Genomic DNA, 20,832 nt, shown 5'->3' with positions numbered 1-20,832 from the left:
CATTCTATGATTTGAAGGGAATTTGCCATGTATCAGCCTTTAGCCGATAAAATCCGTCCGAAAACGCTGGATGATGTTGTGGGACAGCAGCATCTTCTCGGGAAAAACGGACTTCTGCGCCGCGTCATCGAGAGCGGCAGCATTCCCAACCTCATCTTTTACGGCCCGTCCGGCGTAGGCAAGACAACGGTCGCGTCTATTATCGCGAAGCAGACCGACCGCAAGCTGTATCATCTCAATGCGACGACCGCAGGTATCGCAGACATCAAGGCCATCATTGATGAGCTCGATACCTTTCTAACGCCGAACGGCGCGCTCGTTTATCTGGACGAGATCCAGTATTTCAATAAAAAGCAGCAGCAGAGCCTGCTGGAGTTTATCGAGACCGGCAAGATCACGCTCATCGCATCTACGACGGAAAATCCGTATTTCTATATTTACAACGCGATTTTAAGCCGCTGCACGGTGTTTGAGTTCAAGCCGGTCGAAGCATCGGATATGCAGCGCGCGGTCGACCGGGCGTTCATGCTCGCGCTTGACGGGCGCGATATTCCGGTCGAATCCGGTGTTGCGTCACATATCGCGCAGGCGGTCGGCGGAGATGTGCGCAAGGCGCTCGGCGCGGTCGAGCTGCTTGTCTCCGGAGCAGGGGAGAACGGCATCACGCTCGCGGATGCGCGGCAGGCGGCGCAGCGTTCGAACATGCGCTACGACCGCGACGGCGACAGCCATTATGACATTCTGTCCGCGCTGCAAAAATCCATTCGAGGCTCGGACCCGGATGCAGCGGTGCATTATCTCGCGCGTCTGCTCGAGGCTGGAGACATGATCTCGGCGGCGCGGCGTATGCTGGTCATCGCGAGCGAGGACATCGGCCTCGCTTATCCGCAGTGCGCGGCGATCGTCAAGGCGTGCGTAGACAGCGCCTTTCAGCTCGGTCTGCCCGAGGCACGCATTCCGCTCGCACAGGCGGCGATCGTCATGGCGACCGCGCCCAAGTCTAACAGTGCCTGCATGGCGATCGACGCGGCGCTCGCAGACATTCGCGCAGGCAAAAGCGGCGACATCCCGGCGCATATCAAGGACGCGCATTACGGCGGCGCGGCGAAGCTCGGACGCGGACTGACCTATCAGTATCCGCACAGCTATCCGAATCACTGGGTCGAACAGGACTATCTCCCGGCGGAGCTTTCCGGCGCGAAATATTACGAATTCGGCCCGAATAAGACTGAGCAGACAGCAAAGACGTACTGGGATCGCGTCAAGGGCCGAAAATAAAGGAAGAGCGAAACCATGCGGAAGCAGGTTTCGCTCTTTTTTTACAGATAAAACTCGTTTTCCTTATGTATCCCGGCAAACTTCTGTTCAAGCATGCGCGCATGGGACAGAAACTGTTCGTCGTCGAAAAATTTTGCCCCCCTCGGGCAGCCGAGGATGCAGGCCTGGCACTTGATGCAGATACCGGAAACAACAGACGGATCTTCGCTGCTGATCGAGCCCATCGGACAAAGTGCCGCGCAGCGGCCGCAGCGGTCGCATTTTTCAGAATCGGTCTGCGGTGCAGACTTGAGAAATTTCGCGGGCTTCCCGCTCGTGCCGGTCGGGATATAATAGCTGCTGTCTGCGTCGCCCGGCACGGCAGGGGAGAGAACGATCTCGTCCTTCTGAATGCGTTCTGCGGCCTTGGCAGCAAAGCGGCGCACCTCGGCGCAGTCCTCTGCATTCGGGCGGCCGGCCGCAAGCGCACGGGCGATGGAGTGCTGGCAGACACAGACTGCACCGGCGGCCGGCTTCATGCCGCCGTCGGTCAGCACGCGGAACAGCTCTGCAAGAGCGTTTTCATAGGCACGGTTGCCGTAGGTCACGAGCGCGACCGCAGGAGAGCCGCTGCCATGCAGGATGCGGCGCAGGTCGGGCGAAATCTTGTTCGGGAGCCTGCCCGCATAGGTCGGTGCGCCGACGATGACAAGCGTATCAGCGGAAAAGTGAAATATTGTTTCACGCTCTGCCGGGGTATTCAGCGAGATGAGACGGAAGGGGACACCGAGCGTTTGAGCGGCCTGCTCTGCGGCAGCGGTGACGAGTGTGCGTGTGGTTCCGGTCGGACTGAAATACAGTCCGATGACCGAGGATATGCGCATGGCGTTCACGTCCTTTTTCAAAGATAAATAAAAAACCACTCGAAACCCTGTGGTTTCAAGTGGTCCATGTGGCAGCCGAAGAAGGATTCGAACCCTCACAAACAGAGTCAGAGTCTGTCGTGCTACCTTTACACAATTCGGCTGAATGCTTGCCGCTCTCTGCGACTTAATTATTATAGCGCATCCGCAGCCGGGTGTCAAGTGCTTTTTCTCCGAACAGCATGACTTTTTATGGAGGCATCTCTCCGATGGCGCCGCGCAGCTTCTCGAGCGCTCGCTTTTCGATACGGGAGATATAGCTGCGAGACAGGTTCATACGGCGGGCGATCTCGTGCTGCGGCAGTGGAGCGGCAGCGCCGAGACCGTACCGCAGCCGGATGACCTCGCGCTCACGCGGGCTGAGCGAGGAGAAGAGCGCACGGTACATCGAATAGTAGCGGTCATGATCGTCCACAGCGTTCAGACCCTCGTCCTCGCAGCTGATCGTATCCTGAAGCGAAAGCGCATTGCCGTCGCCGTCGGTCTCGAGCGTATCCGAAAGAGAGACCTCACCGGCCGTTCTGCGCTTGCGGCGGAAGTGCATCAGCAGCTCGTTCTGGATACACTTGGAGGCATAGGTAGTCAGACGGATGCCGCGCTCTGCCTGAAAGGTGTCGACCGCCTTGATCAGACCGATCGTTCCGATGGAAACAAGATCGTCGCGTTCTGCCTCCGGGGAGTAGTATTTTTTGATGATATGCGAAACAAGCCGGAGATTATGCTCGATCAGGAGATTCCGCGCGGATGTATCGCCTTCCTCGCGCATTTTCTTCAGCAGCTTCGCTTCTTCCTCGGCGGAGAGCGGCCTGGGAAAGCAGCCGTCCGCCCCCTGCACGCGCAGAACGAAGAGGAAAAATGCGCCGCCGAGCGCCGCCAGAGCAGGAAACAGCAAATAAAAGACCCCTTTCCATGCGTTTGCTTCAGCATATGCACAGAAAGGGGAGATTAGACTGCGGATAACGCAGTTTACAGACAGCGAAATCTTATTTCAGCAGCTCGCGAATTTCGTCGAGCGTCGACGCAAAGAAAATACCGCGCTGGCGCTCTTCGGTCGAAAGTCCGGCGTCGATCATGCGGCACAGCAGCGAGCGGAGGTCATCGTAATAACCATTCAGATTGTACAGAATGCAGGGGGCGTCGAGATGACCCAGCGCACGCATGCTCATCACCTCGGAAATCTCCTCGAGCGTACCCGTACCGCCGGGCATCGCGATGAACGCATCGCCGAGTTCGATCATTTTCGTGCGGCGCTCCGCCATGGTTTCGGTGACAATCAGCTCGTCGATCGCGTCGTACTGAAGCTCTGCGTCGATGAAAAACTGCGGTTCGACGCCGGTGACGCGGCCGCCTGCATGCAGTGTGCTCTCCGCGAGCACGCCCATCAGACCGGATTTTGAGCCGCCGTAGACGAGCGAGTTGCCGCTCTCGCCGATCCATGCGCCAAGCGCACGCACCGCCTGTTCAAGAGCGGGGGAATTGCCCCTGCTTGCGCCGAGATATACGGTTATGTTCATATATTGCCTCCATATCGAAGAAAAGGTGATTTCAGAAAGAGATCAGGCCGAGCTGTATCTTCCAGAGGATAACGCGCTGTGCTGCCTGTTCGATGTCATTTTTGCGCAGCGTGCCGTTCTTTACGGCGTCGAGCACCGCATGGTACTGCGTGACGAAATCGGACGAGATGATCAGGTCGTTCCCGGCCTGGACAGCGAGCACGGCGGCGTTTTCGTCGCCTGTAAAATCGGTCACCGCCTGCATGGCGAGGTCATCGGTCATGATCACGCCGTCAAAGCCGAGCCTGCCGCGCAGCAGAGCGTGTACGGCAGGGGAGAGCGATGCCGGATAATCTGCGTCAAGGCAGGCGACGATATTGTGGCTGACGAGCACGGCCTGCGCACCGGCATCGATGCCGGCCTCGAAGGGCAGCAGATCGTTCTTCTCAAAGTCACTCAGCGGGCGCGGATCGAGCGCCTGTCCGGTGTGCGTGTCGGCAGAGCCGCCGTAGCCGGGGAAATGCTTGAGCACCATGCCGATGCCGTCGCTTTTCATCTGCCCGACAACGGTGCGGATATAATCGCTCGTCGTTTCGGCATCCTGACCGAGCGTGCGGGGGTAGATAAAGCTCGACGGATCGGATGAAATATCGCACACCGGCGCGAGATTGACGTTGATGCCGAGCGAGAGCAGGAGCGCGTCCTTTTCCTCCGTGTCGCTGCGGATGCGGTCGAGACCGCCCTCGGCATACAGCTTCTGCGGCGAGGAAAAGCGCGTATCACGCAGATAGGGGTTCGCGCTCACGCGCACGACCGTGCCGCCCTCCTCGTCCGCTCCGATGAGCATGGGTGTGGCCGCCGCCGACTGGTAGGACGCAATGTCGCTTTTCACCTCGTCCGCCGTTTTGCCGTCGAAATCGCGGCCAAACAGGATGTATCCGCCGGGACTGTATTCGGCGGCCTCAGCGGCGGCGTCCGTGTCCGGACAGCGTGCAAAGAACAGCTGCGCAGTCTGCTGCTCAAGGGTAAGCTTTTCGGTGTATTCCTCAGCGGCGGCCTGCTGCTGCTCCTCGAGCGTCGGCTCGGGTGCTTCGGGCTGTGTTTGCTGGGTGGGCGGCGTTTCCGCCTGCGGCGGCTCGCTCGATGCACACGCGGAAAGGCCGAGTGTCAGCAGCAGCGCAAGAGCAAGGTGTTTCCGTACAGTCATGACCGTTCCTCCCCGTGACAAATCCTTGTGCGCACTATTATAGCAGAAATACCGGACTGTTGCAATGTATATGCGCGATGTGGTAGAATAGTCGGAGTGAAAAGACAGAAGGGAGAGACTGCCGATGCAGACAGTCGGACGTTTCGCGCCCAGTCCGAGCGGGCGCATGCACCTTGGAAACGTGCTGTGCGCGCTGCTTGCGTGGCTGAGCGCACGGCATCAGAACGGCGCGTTCCTGCTGCGGATCGAGGATCTTGACGCGATGCGCTGCCCGCGCAGCTACGCGGATCTCATTATGGACGATCTGCGCTGGCTCGGTCTCGACTGGGACGGCGAGGTGCCGTATCAGTCCGAGCGGGCGCCGATTTATGAAAAATACGAGCAGATCCTGCGTGAAAAGGGACTGCTTTATCCGTGCTTCTGCTCCCGGGCCGCGCTGCACGCCGCGAGTGCGCCGCATCTTTCGGACGGCCGCGTGCTGTATGCCGGAACCTGCCGGGAGCTCACGCCTGCGGAGATCGAAGAAAAGCGGAAAAAACGTGCACCTGCAACGCGCGTGCGCGTGCCCGACGAGATCATCTCGTTTACCGACGGCGTATTCGGCGCGTACAGCGAGAACCTGGCGGAGGAATGCGGTGATTTCATTATCCGGCGCTCGGACGGCGTTTTCGCCTACCAGCTCGCCGTGACGGTCGATGACGGCCTGTCGGGCGTGACCGAGGTCGTTCGCGGAAGCGACCTCATCTCCAGCACGCCGCGCCAGATCTGGCTGTACCGCCTGTTCGGCTTTGAACCGCCGCACTTCGTACACATTCCGCTGCTGTGCGACGTGGACGGACGCCGCTTGTCCAAGCGGGACGAGGATCTCGATCTCGGCCTGCTGCGCGAACGTTTTACGCCCGAGCAGGTCATCGGAGCGCTTGCTTTCGCCGCGCATCTCACCGACCGTGCAGAGCCGGCAAGTGTTCGGGAGCTCGTGCAGGACTTCGACTGGTCGCGTATTCCCAGACACGAGCTCTGTCTGCCGCCGATGTTCCGCTGACACGGACAAAATGGGATGCCGTCCGTCAGAGAAAGAAAATCCGAAAAGGCGCTTGACAAAATAAAGTCCGAGTATTATACTTGGTCACAGTTAAACACGAAAACCGAAGAGCAAGAGTAAGTAAGAACGAAACCGCGTTCCCAGAGAGCTGTCCGGTGGTGAAAGGACAGTATCGCAGGACGATTCTGAATGGACTTGTGAGGGCGGTCTGAAATCCGAAGGGAGAGTATGGCTGACGGTATCCCGCCGTTAGAGGGGAAGGTGTGTGATGGCACACTGGTGAGCGGACGCTATGCGTCAATCTGGGTGGTACCGCAGAAGTTTTCAAGGCTTTTGTCCCATGATACAGTCATGTATCATGAGGATGAAAGCCTTTTTTGTTTGACTAAAATTCGATGTGGAGGTTGGACACCATGATTACTCCAAGCAGTGATGAAATCGTAAAGCTCGCAGAAAAATACACGACTATTCCGGTCTGCCGCGAGATTTACGCTGATATGATTACGCCAATCGCGCTTCTGCGCCGGCTTCAGACGCGCTCTGACCGCTTCTTTCTTCTGGAAAGCGTAGAGGGCGGAGAAAAGTGGGCACGCTATTCCTTCCTCGGCTACGACCCCATCCTCCGTGCGACCTGCAAAAACGGCACGGTAACGCTCGAGGGCGCGGAGAACCGCACGGTCGAGACAGACAAGCCGCTTTCCGTACTGCGTGAGGTGCTCAGCAGGTACCGCGCGCCGCACATCGAAGGCCTGCCCCCGTTTACGGGCGGCTTCGTCGGCTACTTCGCGTATGCGATGCTCGGCTATGCCGAACCGACGCTCAGGATCAAGCGCGGCGAATGGGACGACTTCGATCTGATGCTGTTTGACAAGGTCATCGCATACGACCACCTCAAGCAGAAAATCGTGCTCATCGTCAATATGCAGACCGACAACGTTCTGGAGAACTACGGAAAGGCCTGCGCTTCACTTGAAGCAATGGCGGCGCTCATCGGAGATCAGACGCCGCTGCCGCCGCTCAGGGTCACGGCAAAGCCGCAGTTCACCTGCAACGTAACGGAAGAGCAGTACACGGACATCGTGGAAAAGACGCGCGAATATATCTTCAACGGCGATATCTTTCAGGCGGTTCAGTCGCGGCAGTTCACGAGCCCTTATGCAGACAGCCTGCTTTCCGCGTATCGCGTGCTCCGCACCACCAATCCCTCGCCGTACATGGTGTTCCTTTCCGTTGACGGGGACGAGATCATGTGCTCCTCGCCGGAAACGCTTGTACGCCTTCAGGACGGCCGCCTGACTACCTTTCCGGTCGCCGGTTCCCGCCCGCGCGGAAAGACAGAGGAAGAGGACAAGGCGCTCGAGCGGGAGCTGCTCGCCGACGAGAAGGAGCTTTCCGAGCATAACATGCTGGTCGACCTCGGACGAAACGATCTCGGCCGCGTGTCCAGGGTCGGCACGGTCGAGGTTACGGATTATATGATGATCCACCGCTACTCCAGGATCATGCACATCTGCTCGCAGGTCGAGGGCGATATTGCAGAGCAGTACGACGCCTGCGACGCCATCGAGGCGGTGCTCCCGGCAGGGACCCTGTCCGGCGCGCCCAAGATCCGCGCGTGCGAGATCATTGAGGAGCAGGAGAGCGAGCCGCGCGGCGTATACGGCGGTGCGCTCGGCTATCTGGATTTTGCCGGCAACATGGACACCTGCATCGCCATCCGCATGGCGGCGAAAAAGAACGGTATCGTCACCGTACAGGCCGGCGGCGGCATCGTGGCGGACTCGGTGCCGCATAATGAATACATGGAAAGCGCGAACAAGGCCCGCGCGGTCATCAATGCACTGGAAAGCGCTTCGGAGGTAGACGGATAATGATACTCCTGATCGATAACTACGACTCTTTTTCCTATAATCTCTATCAGCAGGCGGCAGCCATCGAACCGGATATGCGTGTTGTGCGAAACGACGCGCTGACCGTCAGCGAAATCGAGCATCTGAATCCTTCGCACATCATCCTCTCGCCGGGTCCCGGCTATCCGAAGGACGCCGGCATCTGCGAGGAGGTCGTGACAAAGCTCGGCGGACGTATTCCGATCCTCGGCGTGTGCCTCGGCCATCAGGCCATCTGCGAGGCATTCGGCGGCCGTATCGAGCACGCGCAGCAGCTCATGCACGGCAAGCAGAGCGAGGTCACGGTCGATCCGGCGGAGCCGCTGTTCACGGGCCTGCCGGAAAAGGTAAAGGTCGCACGCTATCACTCGCTCGTTGCCGCACCGGACGTCCTGCCCGACTGCCTCAAGGTCATCTCGCGCGACGAGCGCGGTGAAATTATGGCCGTGCGGCACAGAACCATGCCGATCTACGGCGTGCAGTTCCATCCGGAGTCCATTCTGACGCCGCAGGGAACGGTCATTATGAAGAATTTCCTGAATGTATAACATCTGAAGCAGAAAGGTTGATATATCATGATACAGCTTGCAATCCACGAAGCAATCAACGGGCGCGATCTGGACTACGCCATCGCCCGTGCAACGATGGAGGAAATGATGGACGGCACGGCGACCGATATTGAAATGGCGACTCTGCTGACCGCGCTGCGCATGAAGGGCGAGACCATCACCGAGATCACGGCATGCGCCGAGGTCATGCGTGAGAAAGGTGCGCACATCGAGCCGAAGGGCGCGGTCATGGATATTGTCGGCACGGGCGGAGACGAGGTCGGCTCGTTCAATATCTCGACTACGGCGGCATTCGTTGCAGCGGCAGGCGGCGTGCCGGTAGCCAAGCATGGCAACCGTTCGGTATCCTCCAAGTCGGGTGCAGCAGACGTTCTGGAGGAGCTTGGCGTCGTGCTCAGCCTCACGCCGGAGCAGAACGAAAAGGTGCTGAGCGAGACCGGAATCTGCTTCCTGTTCGCACAGGGCTACCACAAATCCATGAAGAACGTCGCTCCGGTCCGCAAGGGCATGGGCGAGCGCACGATCTTCAACGTTCTCGGCCCGCTGTCCAACCCGGCGCGCGCCACCATGCAGCTGCTCGGCGTATATGACGAAAACCTGGTCATGCCGATGGCACAGGTGCTCTCCAACCTCGGCGTAACGCGCGGCATGGTCGTATGCGGCGGCGGCATGGATGAGGCGAGCCTCATCGGAGATAACAAGGTCTGCGAGATCCGTGACGGCAAGCTGACTCCGTACCAGCTCGACCCCGAAAAATACGGACTGTCGCTGTGCACGGTGGATGATCTGCGCGGCGGCTCGCCCAGGGTGAATGCACAGATCACCAGAGACATTCTCTCCGGCAGAGAGCAGGGCGCAAAGCGTGAAGAGATCCTGCTGAACGCGGGCATCGCGCTGTATCTTGGTCTAGACGGTCTGACGCTCGAAGACGGCATCAAAAAGGCCGCAGAGCTTATCGACAGCGGTGCGGCACTCGCCAAGCTCGATCAGTTCGCAGCCGCAACGCAGGAGGCGGCGAAGGCATGATTCTCGACGAACTGGCCGCTTTCGCCCGGAAACGGGTCGCGGCAGATCAGGCGAAAACACCGCTCGCGGATATAAAAGCGCAGGCGGAAGCCATGCCGAAGGGCGATTTCCGCTTCGAGAAGGCGCTGGCAGGGAAGGACTGCGCGTTTATCTGTGAGGTGAAAAAGGCGAGCCCGTCCAAGGGCGTCATCGACCCGGTATTTGACTTTGAAGCCATCGCGCGCAGCTATGAGGACGCCGGTGCGAACTGCGTTTCCTGTCTGACCGAGCCGAACTGGTTCCTCGGCTCGGACGAGATTTTTAAAAAGGTTCGAAAGATCGTCACCCGTCCGATGATCCGCAAGGATTTTACAGTGGACGAGTACCAGATCTATCAGGCAAAGGTGCTCGGTGCGGATGCAGTCCTGCTCATCTGCACGCTGCTGGACACCGAAACGATACGCGATTACATCGGCATTTGTGACAAACTCGGCATGAGCGCTTTGGTGGAAACGCACGACGCGCAGGAGATGCAGTCCGCGGTACAGGCAGGCGCGCGGCTCATCGGCGTCAACAACCGAAATCTCAAGGACTTTACAGTCGACCTCGGAAACGCGGCAAAGCTGCGGAACGGCACGCCGAAAGGCACGGTTTTTGTGGCGGAGAGCGGCGTTTCCTCGCCGGAGGACGCTGCGGCGCTGCGCAGAACGGGCGCGGACGCGATTCTCGTTGGTGAGTACCTGATGCGCGCAGCAGACAAAAAACAGGCGCTTCATGCGCTTAGGGAGGCAGCAAAATGAAACTGAAATTCTGTGGACTGACTCGTATCGAGGATATTGAGGCAGCAAATGAGACCCGCCCGGACTATATCGGCTTTGTGTTTGCGGACAGCCGCCGCCATGTATCCGATCTGGACGCGGCGCGGCTGAAGGAGCATCTCGATCCGGAGATTAAAGCGGTCGGTGTATTTGTAAACGACGAGCCTGAGCATATCGCGGCGCTGGTGAGGGACGAGGTCATCGACCTCATTCAGCTGCACGGCGACGAAAATGAACACTACATCAAAAAGCTGCGCCGTCTGACGAACGCTCCCATCATTTATGCGGTACGCGTCGAGACGCATCGCGACATTGAGGAGGCGGACCGGCTGCCGGTCGACTATCTGCTGCTCGATACCTATGTAAAGCATGCTTACGGCGGCAGCGGAAAGACCTTTGACTGGTCGCTGATCGGGGAGACCAGCCACCCGTATTTCCTCGCAGGAGGGCTTAACGAAGAAAATATCACGCGCGCGGCGCAGACCGGCGCGTATGCGCTCGATCTTTCGAGCGGGATAGAGACAGACGACACCAAGGACACCGACAAGATGCGCCGTGTTGCGGCGCTTGTGAAAGGAGCACACCAATGAGCAAGGGACGTTTTGGCGTACACGGCGGTCAGTATATGCCGGAGACGCTGATGAACGCAGTCATCGAACTGGAAAAGGCCTACAACCACTATAAGGACGATCCGGAATTCAATGCGGAGCTGACCGAGCTGCTGAACAGCTATGCCGGCCGTCCCTCGCGCCTGTATTTCGCGGAGCATATGACAAACGATCTCGGCGGCGCGAAGATCTACCTCAAGCGCGAGGATCTCAACCACACCGGCGCTCATAAGATCAACAACGTGCTCGGTCAGGCGCTTCTGGCTAAGAAGATGGGCAAGACCCGTCTCATCGCGGAGACCGGCGCCGGTCAGCACGGCGTTGCGACCGCGACCGCCGCTGCGCTGATGGGCATGGAGTGCGTCGTATTCATGGGCGTCGAGGACACCGAGCGTCAGGCGCTCAACGTGTACCGCATGCGCCTGCTCGGTGCGGAGGTCATTCCGGTCACGACCGGTACCGGCACGCTCAAGGATGCCTGCTCGGCAGCGTTCCGCGAGTGGACGAGCCGCATCGACGATACGCATTACTGCCTCGGTTCCTGCATGGGTCCGCATCCGTTCCCGACCATTGTCCGTGACTTCCAGTCGGTCATTTCCAAGGAAATCAAGGAGCAGATGCTCGAGAAGGAAGGCCGTCTGCCGGACGCAGTGCTCGCGTGCGTAGGCGGCGGCTCGAACGCCATCGGTGCATTCTATAATTTCATCGAGGATGAAGGCGTTCGTCTGATCGGCTGTGAGGCCGCAGGACGCGGCGTTGATACGGCGGAGACCGCTGCGACCATCGCGACCGGCCGTCTGGGTATCTTCCACGGCATGAAGTCCTACTTCTGCCAGGACGAATACGGCCAGATCGCGCCCGTATACTCCATCTCGGCCGGTCTGGATTACCCCGGCATCGGCCCGGAGCACGCTTATCTGCACGACATCGGCAGAGCGGAGTACGTCCCGGTGACCGATGACGAGGCGGTAGAGGCCTTCGAATATCTCAGCCGCATTGAGGGCATTATCCCGGCGATCGAGTCCGCACACGCTGTTGCGCACGCGATGAAGCTCGCGCCGACGATGGGAAGGGACAAGATCATCGTTATCAACATTTCCGGCCGCGGCGACAAGGACTGCGCTGCGATTGCGCGTTACAGAGGAGAGAACATCCATGAGTAAGATTCAGACTGCTTTTGCAAACGGCAAGGCGTTTATCCCGTTCGTGACCTGCGGCGACCCGTCGCTCGAGGTCACCGAGCAGATCGTATACGCGATGGCGGACGCCGGCGCAGACCTCATCGAGCTGGGTATTCCGTTCTCCGATCCGACCGCGGAGGGCCCGGTCATTCAGGAGGCAAATGTGCGCGCATTGTCTGCCGGAACCACAACGGATAAGATTTTCGACATGGTGCGCCGCATCCGTCAGAAGATTGACATTCCGATGGTGTTCATGACCTATGCGAACGTGGTTTATTCCTACGGCTCGGAGCGCTTCATCAACACCGCAGCAGAGATCGGAATGGACGGTCTTATCCTGCCGGATGTACCGTTCGAAGAAAAGGCAGAGTTCGATCCGCTCTGCCGTCAGTACGGTCTGGATCTCGTGTCGCTCATCGCGCCGACCTCGCATGACCGCATTCGCATGATCGCGAACGAAGCCTCCGGCTTCGTGTACTGCGTATCCTCGCTCGGCGTTACCGGCGTGCGCTCCAGCATCACGACCGACATCGGCGCGATGGTAAAGCTCGTTAAGGAAACACAGGACATTCCGTGCGTAGTCGGCTTCGGTATTTCCACGCCTGAGCAGGCCGCGAAAATGGCGGCTCAGTCGGACGGTGCGATCGTCGGCTCGGCCATCGTCAAGCTGTGCGCGAAGTACGGCAAGGATTGTGTGCCGTATGTAAAGGAATACGTTGAGAGCATGAAGAACGCCGTTCGCGCGGCAGACTGAATGGAAAAGGGGAGAAGCGAAAGCTTCTCCCCTTTGTTTATCGTAACAACGGATATCAGTAATTATCAGCCTTGAGCTCAAAATATGCCTGCGGATGGGCGCAGACCGGACAGATGTCGGGCGCCTGTCTGCCGACGACAATGTGGCCGCAGTTCGAGCACTGCCAGATGCAGTCGCCGTCACGCGAGAACACCAGACCGTTTTCTACATTGTCGAGCAGCTTGAGGTAGCGTGCCTCGTGCTCCTTTTCGATCGCGCCGACCATCTCGAACAGGTCTGCGATATGGTCGAAGCCTTCCTCGCGCGCTTCCCTTGCAAAGGCTGCATACATATCGGTCCATTCGTAGTTTTCGCCGGCTGCTGCGGCCTTGAGGTTCGTGATCGTATCATCGATACCGCCGTTGAGCAGCTTGAACCAGATTTTTGCGTGCTCCTTTTCGTTTGCCGCCGTCTCCTCAAAGATCTTTGCGATCTGGACATAACCGTCCTTCTTCGCCTTGGAGGCGAAATAGGTGTACTTATTGCGCGCCATGGACTCACCGGCGAACGCCGTCTGGAGATTCGCCTCGGTTTTTGTGCCTTTCAGATCAGCCATAATGGTTTGCTCCTTTCGACTTCTGACGTTTATTTATTCCGGCAGGCCGCGCACACGCCCTCAAAAAGAATGTCATAATGGGTAAGCTCGACATCCGAGGAGTCGGTCACGCGGTCAAGCAGGTCGGTGATGGGCGGCATGAATACATCGTAGACATTGCCGCATTCGGTGCAGCGCACATGATAATGCTCCTGCGTGTTGAAATCGAAGCGGTCAGCGCCCGTCGGCACCGGAACGCGCAGGATTTCGCCCTGAAGGGCGAGCTGGTTGAGGTTGCGGTACACAGTCGCCTTACTGATGGAAGGATGCTCGGCTGCAACGACAGCATAAACGCTGTCCGCTGTGGGGTGGTCGTGCAGCGAGCGCACCGCCTGTAAAACAATCTGTCGCTGAACGGTGTTTCTTGTCTGCATGAATATGACCTCACTTTCTAATTGATATTTAATCTTAATTAGATTATATATCCTATTAGCAGGTCTGTCAATAGTAGGCAGCAAATTGGGGAAAGATTACAGTACATACAGCATGACCATCAGATAATGGCAGATGCTGCCGACGATAACGAACAGGTGAAACAGCTCGTGAAAGCCGAGAAGGGTGCTGAAATTCGGCCGCTTCGAGATGTAAATGATGCCGCCGACCGTGTAGGCAAGACCGCCAGCTGCGAGCAGCGCAATGGCGGGGGAGGGCATGGAAAGTACGACACCGAAATCGAAAGCGATGGCCCAGCCGAGTGCCAGATAAAGTGCTGTACCGATCAGGCGGGGCGCGTCGATCCAGAGCAGCTTGACCGCGATACCGGTCAGTGCGATCAGCCAGATGACACCGAGGAAGAGAAAACTGCGCGGTGCAGGCATGAATTTCAGGATGATCGGCGTGTAGCTGCCGGCAATCAGAACGTAGATCATGCTGTGATCGAGCTTTTTCAGGCGGCGAAGCACAGCCTCTCCGCGCAGCGAGAAATGGTATACGCTGCTTGCGGAATAGAGCGCGATGAGCGAGAGACAGAACACCACGGCTGCTCCTGCAAGCTGTCCGGAAATATCAGGATCAAACAGCAGCCGCAGCAGCAGGATCAGCAGACCGGATACACTGAGAACGGCGCCGACAAAGTGTGAATAACAGGAAAACGGATCTCTGGCCTTGAGAAATGCACGAGGCATATGGACTCCTCCTTGAAATGATGTAGAGATAAATACTATATAACACTTATTATGATACCATATTTCTGAGAGATTGCAAGAGAAAGTCTGTATGTAATTTTTGCCGTTTTTTCGAACAGTATGCACCGGGAACAAAAAAGAGCACAGAACTTAATTCTATGCTCTCGTTTTGCGAAAAATATGGGATTTTACGTTATGCAACAATTTTAACCGTCTGGTTTGCTTCGTCCCAGTCCACGTCAAAACCGCACACCGAGGCGAGGCTGCGCAGACGATAATAGTTGTAGTTGTCGATGCAGAACGCTGCGATCATGTGACTCTGTCCCTCTACGATGGTCGGCTCTGTGACCGACTGTACAGTGCGCTTTTGAGGAGAAAGCACCTTGTTTTCCGTGCCGATGGGGGTGTACTGCTCGCGCGGAGAAAGCGTGACCTGCTGCTTTTCCTCGCTCCAGCCAACTGCGTAATCCCATTCGCAGCCGCTCAGCAGCAGCGCCGCATCGCGCACGCGAACGTAGTTTTCATCACCGATGCTGTAAGCCTGAAGCGTGGTCTTTTTCCCGTTCAGCGAGACCGTGACGGTCGTCGGAGCGGCGGTCGCCCTCTGACGCAGCACCATCGGAACCGTGCGGTCCATGCGGATGCCGTAGCGCGGCAGATTGTAAAGACCGTAGGTCGGACGCGCCATGCCGGCATTGGTCAGCGTTGAGATTTTGATGCCGTTTTTCTCCAGGATGGGCTGCATCCAGCGGTCATACGCGCCGTAAGGATAGGAAAAGTAATTGACGGTCGTCTGACCGGTGTGCTGCTTGATCAGAGAAATGCTCTGCGCGAGATCGTTCCCGACGCGCTCAGTGTACTGTGACTGGCTTTCGCCCTTTTCGCGCATGATGCCGTTGATGCCGTCCGGCGCATTTGCACCGCCGTACTTCGGGTTGTGGAGATCATAGGTATGGGAGCCGAACCGGAACAGACCGCTGTCATACATGGATTTTACCTCGTCCCAGTTCAGCGAGTGACGGCTGGTGTCGGTATCGTCCGCGTCTTTGATGTGGCTTGCTATGAGTGCAACGGTCGCCTTCATGCCGGTCTGCTGAAGAATGGGCGCTGCGATCGTATAATTGGAGAGGTAGCCGTCGTCAAAGGTGATCATCACGGGACGGGCGGGGAGGCTGCGCTTTCCCTCGCCGATCTCCTCGACTTCGCTCGGGAACAGCGGCGTATAGCCAAACGACTCCAGAAACTCCATGTCCAGACGGAAACGCTCATCCGTGATCGTCATGCTGGAGATTTTGTTCGGGTCCTGAGTCAGATCGTGGTACATCAGAATGGGCATCGAGCTGCTCTGCGTCTCTGCCGCACCGGCGGCAAGCCCTGCCGTCAGCGCGAGTACCGCAGCCGCAGCGGCTATGCTCCGCTGAAAAAACTGATTCATCGTTTCTTTCCTGCCTTTCTGTCCGGCGGAGAGGAAAATCCTTACTCTGTCGGAGCCGAAACAAGTATAGCACAAATTTCTTCATCTGTCTACTTTCGTACGCCGCGGCTCTTGCACACGGCGTACGAAGGGGATATAATAGTACAGTAAACTATATGGTAAAGAGGTGGAACCTATGCCACGGCTGGAACAGACCATAGACGCGGTATTTTCCGACCGCGACATCACACCGTCTGACGTCCCGCAGCTCGATCTGTATATGGATCAGGTGCTCACGCTGTTCGACCGCACGCTCTCCGAGAGCAAGCGTGCGCCGGGTGACAAGCTGCTGACTAAGACGATGGTCAATAATTATGTCAAAGAAGGACTGATGACACCGGTCCGGGGTAAAAAGTATACCCGGGAGCAGATCATGCAGCTGCTGTGCGTGTATCATCTCAAGCAGACGCTGCGTCTGAGCGACGTCAAGGCACTGACGGGCCGGACGGATGTGGATTTCGAAGCCTGTTATGCTGCGTTGCTCGAGGACAAGGAACAAATGCGCACATTTATCCCCGAGCTGCTGCGAAGCCAGCTCACAAACGACGCGAGCGACCCGAATGACCGCCTGCGTCTGTGCCTTGCGCTCAGCGAGGTCGCTAATTACCTGCGCCGCCTGTGCGAGAGCATGATCGACGCGATACCCTCGGAGGAAAAAGGAGACTGAGACCTAATGTCGATTGAAAAAGCCCGTGCATGGCTGAAAAAATATGATGCGGACAGCCGCATCGTGGAATTTCCCGTATCGTCTGCGACTGTGGAGCTGGCTGCGGAGGCAGTCGGCTGCGAACCGGCGCGTATTGCCAAAACGCTGTCTTTCCGCACGAACGACGGCGTGATCCTGATCGTCGCGGCAGGCGATGCCAAGATCAACAACCCGAAATACAAGGCTCGCTTCGGCTGCAAGGCGCGTATGCTCGCCTTTGAGGAGGTCGAGCCGGAAATCGGACATGCGGTCGGCGGCGTATGTCCGTTCGGCGTCAACGAGGGCGTGACCGTATTCCTCGACGAATCGCTGAGACGCTTCGAGACGGTTTTCCCGGCCTGCGGCTCGTCCAATTCCGCTATTGAACTGACCATCCCGGAGCTTGAAAAATATTCCGGCTTCAAGGCATGGGTAGATATATGCAAAGGATGGAGAGAAGAATGAGGATTGCAGTTGCTCAGATCGGTTCCGGCGAAAACAAGGAGATGAACCGGTATATGATCGAACGGCTTGCATGGAGCGCGTCGGAGGCCGGCGCAGATATGCTGTTCCTGCCGGAATATGCGATGTTCTGTGCAGGAAGCGACCGCGCAGCGCGCAACATGGAGGCTGCGGAGCCGCTCGACGGCCCGTTCGTCACCGCGCTCAGCGAGCTTGCAGCAGGTCAGGGTCTCTGGATCTGCGCCGGCATGTACGAGCAGACCGACGGCCTGCCGTACAACACGGTCGTCGTCATTGATGATGAGGGGCGGCTGCGCGGCACGCACCGCAAAAACCGCCTTTATGATGCTTTCGGCTATCGCGAGTCGGAGGAGTGCCGGGCAGGGGAGCAGCCCTTTGAGCCTGTCGAGACCCCGGCCGGCAGGCTCGGCATCATCACCTGCTATGAGCTGCGTTTCCCGGAGCTTGCAGCCGAGCAGAAAAAGCGCGGTGCAGAAGTGCTTTTTGTACCGGCAGGCTGGGTCTGCGGCGAAAACAAGCCGCTTCACTGGAATACGCTGCTCTGCGCGCGCGCCATTGAAAACAGCGTGACGGTCATCGGCGCGGATCAGTATCGCGCGGATCATTTTATCGGCCACAGTGCAGTCTTTGCCCCGGATGGCACGACGCTCGCTTCGCTCGGCGCCGGAGAAGGCCTGCTCGTCACGGAAATCGCAGGAACAGAACAAGAGGAAGAAGGAGAAGAAGAATGAAATTCGATCCCACGTTATATGTCATTACGGACAGCACCTATCACACGACCGAAACGCTGCTGCACGCGGTCGAGGAGGCCTGCAGGGGCGGCGCGACGCTCATTCAGCTTCGCGAGAAGGAGACGGGCGGCCGCGCGTATCTGGAGCTCGCGCAGCAGGTCAAAGCGGTCACAGACCGCTTTCAGGTCCCGCTCATCATTGACGACCGTGTAGACGTTGCGATTGCGTGCGATGCCGCAGGCGTTCACGTCGGTGCGAGCGATCTGCCGGTCGCGGTTTGCCGAAAACTGCTCGGCCCGGACAAGATCGTCGGCGCGACGGCAAAATCGGTTGAGGCGGCAAAGGCGGCCTATGAGGATGGTGCTGACTACCTCGGTACGGGCGCGATCTTCCCGACCACCACGCATGTCACCACCAAGGTAACGCCGGTTTCCGTGCTGAACGATGTCTGCCGCGCTGTGCCGATCCCGGTCGTCGCGATCGGCGGCCTGAATGCGGACAACATGGATGTGCTGTCGGAAAGTCCGATCGCAGGCATTGCGGTTGTCTCCGCTGTAATGAAGGCGGCGGACCCTGCCGCCGCGGCAGCGCATATCAAGGAAAAATTCGACAAAATGCGTACAAAATAAACGCAGACTGTAATAAAAAAGCTCCCGAAAGCGTAATCGGGAGCCTTTTTTTCTGTATTTATGCGGCATCCTGGAGTTCCTCGACCGCTTCCTGTCTGGTGTCGGCGGAAAACAGGAACGCGCCGTCTGCGTCATATACCTCGATGTGTCCGTTTACATATTCCAGCGTGCAGTTCATGTTGCGCGCCTCCCCTCGTTTTCGATGGTTTTATTATACCGAAGAATAAGGGAAATAAAGCGGACTTATTGCACCGCTGTCACTCGATCTGCTGGAGGAACATGCGCTTCTTGAGGAAGGTGCGCACTTCGTCGGCCTGCGGGATGGAAGGCGCTGCGCCGGCACGGGAAACCGCGAGGGCGGCAGCGGCAGAGGCCTCGCAGAGTGCTGCCTGCGGCGATTTGTGTGCGCAGGCGGCCGCGAGGAAATAGCCGCAGAAGGTATCGCCTGCACCGGTCGTGTCCACGGTCTTGACCGGGAAGGCCTCCTGCACGTATTCTGCGCCGCCGAGAAGGGCGATCGTGCCGCGTTCGCCTGCTGTCACGACAAGATCTGCCGAGGGGAACCGGAGATGCAGGTGCTCGAGCAGGGTTGCCGGTGCAGTGCCAGGGGCGGCGTTTGCGAGAAGCGCTGCCTCGCTCTCATTGACGATAAACATATCCACATCGTCAAGCGGCAGCGCATCGGGATTCACCGGGAAGGGTGAGGGGTTGAATACTACGCGGAAGCCGAGACCGTGCGCACGGCGGATGATGCTGTCGGTGAGGCTGGTCTCGTTCTGAAGCAGGACGATATCTCCGTCGCTGCCGCAGGCGAACACATCCTCAAGATACGTGTGCGTCAGCCCGCGGTTTGCGCCGCCCCAGACGAGAATGCGGTTCTGTCCGCCGGCGTCGACCTCAATGACAGTGTGACCGGTGGGGATGTCGAGCCGGAGCAGATGACCGGCATCCGCTCCGGCTTCTTCGAGTAGAGAGGCAAGAAAGCCGCCGTCAGGACCGATCGCGCCGCCGTGGATGACCTCCGCGCCGGCACGCGCTGCGGCGATCGACTGGTTGAGGCCCTTTCCGCCTGCAAAGACCGTGTGGCTCTTTGCGGTAACGGTCTCTCCCGGATGGACAAATTCCTCGACAGTGTAAACGTTATCAATGTTCAGCGAACCGAAATTAAGTATCTTCATGGTTTTCCTCCTGTTCTGAAGCAGCCTTCCCGCCGCTCTGACGGTGAGGGCGAACGGATGCGAGCGGATTTTTCTGCGCAGCCTCGCGCAGACTGCTGTCCTCGATATGAGTATAGATCATGGTCGTGCTGACGCTTGTGTGCCCCAGAATAGTTTGGAGCGTGCGGATGTCAACGCCGTTCTGATACATGAGTGTTGCGGCGGTGTGGCGCAGCTTGTGTGCGGAATATTTATGCGTGTTAAGACCGGCCTGACCGACGTATTTCTTGACGAGCCATTTCACCGTCTGGACACTGATGCGGTTGCGGTTGCGGCTGATGAACAGCGCGTTTTTATCCCTGTCGTGCGGGCGGAGACGGTGCGGCAGATACTGGTTGATCGCGTCGGCGCAGGCCTCGTTCAGATAGACCGTGCGCTCCTTGCCGCCCTTGCCGGTGACGCGCACGGTATCACGCTGAAAGTCGGTAAGATTGAGACCGACGAGCTCGGATACGCGCAGACCGCAGTTGAGAAACAGCGTCAGAATACAGTAATCGCGCTCGGCGTATTCGCCCTGCACGGCTTCGAGCAGTTTTACGCTGTCATCGGCGGTCAGATACACCGGAAGCGTTTTGCGGATAGTCGGGGACTCGAGGCTTGCCATCGGATTGGTCTCGAGCAAATGCTTTTTGTCGGTCAGATAGCGAAAAAATGCGCGGATCGCGGAGACCTTGCGTGCGCGCGAATTTACGCTCAGGCCGAACTCGGTATCCGGACTGTTCTGCTGCGTGGGGCGCTCGCCGGACATGTATTCCAGATAATCATAGGCATCGCTCAGCGTCACGGTTTTGAGAAAGTCAATGTCGACATCATCGATGGCAATGCGGTCGATCGGCAGCTCGCGCGGCACGAGACCCTTGTTGTGCTTGAGCACACGCAGGAACAGCCGCAGATCAAGATAATATTCGTGGGCGGTCCTGGCGGACTTGCCCTGGATGGTCGAAATATAGGTCAGAAAATCGCGCAGGATGCGCGGCGCATCGGCGGCGTATTCGGACATCGGTCGCTCCATGCGGAAAACCTCCTTTGTATGGGGCATATCATTTCAAAATAAGTATAGCACAAAGCCTGCGGGATTTCGAGAACTTATTGATTTTTCACGCGCGCAG

The 20,832-nt window shown here is 58.1% G+C and carries 23 protein-coding genes and 1 tRNA gene; 13 read left to right on the top strand and 11 right to left on the bottom strand.

Translation table 11 applies throughout. The features are described 5' to 3' along the window. Positions 1-27: 27 nt before the first annotated feature. Entirely contained in the window at positions 28-1,278 is a 1,251-nt protein-coding gene (locus H8S02_RS08690; RefSeq protein ID WP_186970195.1) for a replication-associated recombination protein A, read from the top strand. 41 nt (positions 1,279-1,319) lie between these two features. On the opposite strand, the gene H8S02_RS08685 is transcribed toward H8S02_RS08690, so the two are convergent. From H8S02_RS08685 to H8S02_RS08665, 5 genes are all read right to left on the bottom strand, one after another. Beyond that, positions 1,320-2,141: a 4Fe-4S binding protein gene (locus H8S02_RS08685; RefSeq protein ID WP_186970194.1), complete on the bottom strand. Its 822-nt coding sequence runs from the start codon at positions 2,139-2,141 to the stop codon at positions 1,320-1,322. 69 nt (positions 2,142-2,210) lie between these two features. Beyond that, positions 2,211-2,284: transfer RNA gene (locus H8S02_RS08680), tRNA-Gln, on the bottom strand. Positions 2,285-2,370: 86 nt separating this feature from the next. Beyond that, positions 2,371-3,072 (bottom strand): sigma-70 family RNA polymerase sigma factor, encoded by a 702-nt coding sequence (locus tag H8S02_RS08675; RefSeq protein ID WP_243030897.1) that lies wholly within the window; start codon positions 3,070-3,072, stop codon positions 2,371-2,373. Positions 3,073-3,163: 91 nt separating this feature from the next. Continuing rightward, positions 3,164-3,694: an LOG family protein gene (locus H8S02_RS08670; RefSeq protein WP_186970193.1), complete on the bottom strand. Its 531-nt coding sequence runs from the start codon at positions 3,692-3,694 to the stop codon at positions 3,164-3,166. 31 nt (positions 3,695-3,725) lie between these two features. Then, positions 3,726-4,880: a glycoside hydrolase family 3 N-terminal domain-containing protein gene (locus H8S02_RS08665; protein ID WP_186970192.1), complete on the bottom strand. Its 1,155-nt coding sequence runs from the start codon at positions 4,878-4,880 to the stop codon at positions 3,726-3,728. Positions 4,881-5,004: 124 nt separating this feature from the next. Here H8S02_RS08665 and gluQRS point away from each other — a divergent pair, with 124 nt between their 5' ends. The 8 genes from gluQRS to trpA all read left to right on the top strand — a co-directional run bounded on the left by gluQRS (position 5,005) and on the right by trpA (position 12,746). Beyond that, positions 5,005-5,922 (top strand): tRNA glutamyl-Q(34) synthetase GluQRS, encoded by a 918-nt coding sequence (gluQRS, locus tag H8S02_RS08660; protein WP_186970191.1) that lies wholly within the window; start codon positions 5,005-5,007, stop codon positions 5,920-5,922. 413 nt (positions 5,923-6,335) lie between these two features. Next, on the top strand, positions 6,336-7,793 hold the full coding sequence (locus tag H8S02_RS08655) for an anthranilate synthase component I family protein (RefSeq protein WP_186970190.1): 1,458 nt from the start codon (positions 6,336-6,338) through the stop codon (positions 7,791-7,793). After that, positions 7,793-8,359, top strand: a complete 567-nt coding sequence (locus tag H8S02_RS12590) for an anthranilate synthase component II (protein ID WP_243166465.1) — start codon at positions 7,793-7,795, stop codon at positions 8,357-8,359. Before H8S02_RS08655 ends, H8S02_RS12590 begins: the two co-directional genes overlap by 1 nt. A 27-nt stretch (positions 8,360-8,386) precedes the next feature. Continuing rightward, positions 8,387-9,406: an anthranilate phosphoribosyltransferase gene (gene trpD / locus H8S02_RS12585; RefSeq protein ID WP_243166464.1), complete on the top strand. Its 1,020-nt coding sequence runs from the start codon at positions 8,387-8,389 to the stop codon at positions 9,404-9,406. Further along, on the top strand, positions 9,403-10,185 hold the full coding sequence (gene trpC / locus H8S02_RS08645) for an indole-3-glycerol phosphate synthase TrpC (RefSeq protein ID WP_186970189.1): 783 nt from the start codon (positions 9,403-9,405) through the stop codon (positions 10,183-10,185). The genes trpD and trpC overlap by 4 nt, the downstream gene beginning before the upstream one ends. Then, on the top strand, positions 10,182-10,793 hold the full coding sequence (locus H8S02_RS08640; RefSeq protein ID WP_186970188.1) for a phosphoribosylanthranilate isomerase: 612 nt from the start codon (positions 10,182-10,184) through the stop codon (positions 10,791-10,793). The genes trpC and H8S02_RS08640 overlap by 4 nt, the downstream gene beginning before the upstream one ends. Further along, a complete protein-coding gene (trpB, locus tag H8S02_RS08635) occupies positions 10,790-11,974 on the top strand; it encodes a tryptophan synthase subunit beta (RefSeq protein WP_186970187.1) in 1,185 nt (394 codons plus the stop codon). The genes H8S02_RS08640 and trpB overlap by 4 nt, the downstream gene beginning before the upstream one ends. After that, positions 11,967-12,746, top strand: coding sequence for a tryptophan synthase subunit alpha (trpA, locus tag H8S02_RS08630; protein ID WP_186970186.1), 780 nt, complete (start codon positions 11,967-11,969; stop codon positions 12,744-12,746). Before trpB ends, trpA begins: the two co-directional genes overlap by 8 nt. Positions 12,747-12,801: 55 nt before the next feature. Here the strand turns inward: trpA and rbr are convergent, their stop codons facing one another. The 4 genes from rbr to H8S02_RS08610 form a co-directional block, all read right to left on the bottom strand. Next, complete coding sequence (gene rbr / locus H8S02_RS08625) at positions 12,802-13,341, bottom strand: rubrerythrin (RefSeq protein ID WP_186970185.1); 540 nt, start codon at positions 13,339-13,341, stop codon at positions 12,802-12,804. A gap of 29 nt (positions 13,342-13,370) precedes the next feature. Then, a complete protein-coding gene (locus tag H8S02_RS08620; protein ID WP_186970184.1) occupies positions 13,371-13,754 on the bottom strand; it encodes a Fur family transcriptional regulator in 384 nt (127 codons plus the stop codon). Between the two features lie 96 nt (positions 13,755-13,850). Next, positions 13,851-14,504 carry a PAQR family membrane homeostasis protein TrhA gene (gene trhA / locus H8S02_RS08615; RefSeq protein ID WP_186970183.1) on the bottom strand — a complete coding sequence of 218 codons (654 nt, stop codon included), beginning with the start codon at positions 14,502-14,504 and terminating at the stop codon, positions 13,851-13,853. Positions 14,505-14,697: 193 nt separating this feature from the next. Then, a complete protein-coding gene (locus H8S02_RS08610; protein ID WP_186970182.1) occupies positions 14,698-15,939 on the bottom strand; it encodes a polysaccharide deacetylase family protein in 1,242 nt (413 codons plus the stop codon). A gap of 175 nt (positions 15,940-16,114) precedes the next feature. Between H8S02_RS08610 and H8S02_RS08605 the strand changes: the two genes are divergently transcribed. The 4 genes from H8S02_RS08605 to thiE are packed head-to-tail and all read left to right on the top strand — an operon-like array spanning position 16,115 to position 18,506. Beyond that, positions 16,115-16,645, top strand: coding sequence for a DUF1836 domain-containing protein (locus H8S02_RS08605; protein WP_186970181.1), 531 nt, complete (start codon positions 16,115-16,117; stop codon positions 16,643-16,645). Positions 16,646-16,651: 6 nt separating this feature from the next. Continuing rightward, positions 16,652-17,128 carry a YbaK/EbsC family protein gene (locus tag H8S02_RS08600; RefSeq protein ID WP_186970180.1) on the top strand — a complete coding sequence of 159 codons (477 nt, stop codon included), beginning with the start codon at positions 16,652-16,654 and terminating at the stop codon, positions 17,126-17,128. After that, complete coding sequence (locus tag H8S02_RS08595) at positions 17,125-17,877, top strand: nitrilase-related carbon-nitrogen hydrolase (protein WP_186970179.1); 753 nt, start codon at positions 17,125-17,127, stop codon at positions 17,875-17,877. The genes H8S02_RS08600 and H8S02_RS08595 overlap by 4 nt, the downstream gene beginning before the upstream one ends. Beyond that, entirely contained in the window at positions 17,874-18,506 is a 633-nt protein-coding gene (thiE, locus tag H8S02_RS08590) for a thiamine phosphate synthase (protein ID WP_186970178.1), read from the top strand. Before H8S02_RS08595 ends, thiE begins: the two co-directional genes overlap by 4 nt. Positions 18,507-18,763: 257 nt before the next feature. On the opposite strand, the gene H8S02_RS08585 is transcribed toward thiE, so the two are convergent. Both H8S02_RS08585 and H8S02_RS08580 read right to left on the bottom strand, forming a co-directional pair. Then, positions 18,764-19,684 (bottom strand): ribokinase, encoded by a 921-nt coding sequence (locus H8S02_RS08585; protein ID WP_186970177.1) that lies wholly within the window; start codon positions 19,682-19,684, stop codon positions 18,764-18,766. Further along, the gene (locus tag H8S02_RS08580) at positions 19,671-20,735 is read right to left on the bottom strand and encodes a tyrosine recombinase XerC (protein WP_243166463.1); all 1,065 of its coding nucleotides are present in this window, start codon (positions 20,733-20,735) and stop codon (positions 19,671-19,673) included. The genes H8S02_RS08585 and H8S02_RS08580 overlap by 14 nt, the downstream gene beginning before the upstream one ends. Positions 20,736-20,832: the final 97 nt, after the last annotated feature.

It is taken from the genome of Agathobaculum hominis (assembly GCF_014288055.1).
GTDB lineage: Bacteria > Bacillota > Clostridia > Oscillospirales > Butyricicoccaceae > Agathobaculum > Agathobaculum hominis.
Note: the sequence above shows the minus strand (reverse complement) of the source record. Positions and strands in the feature narration are given on the sequence as shown.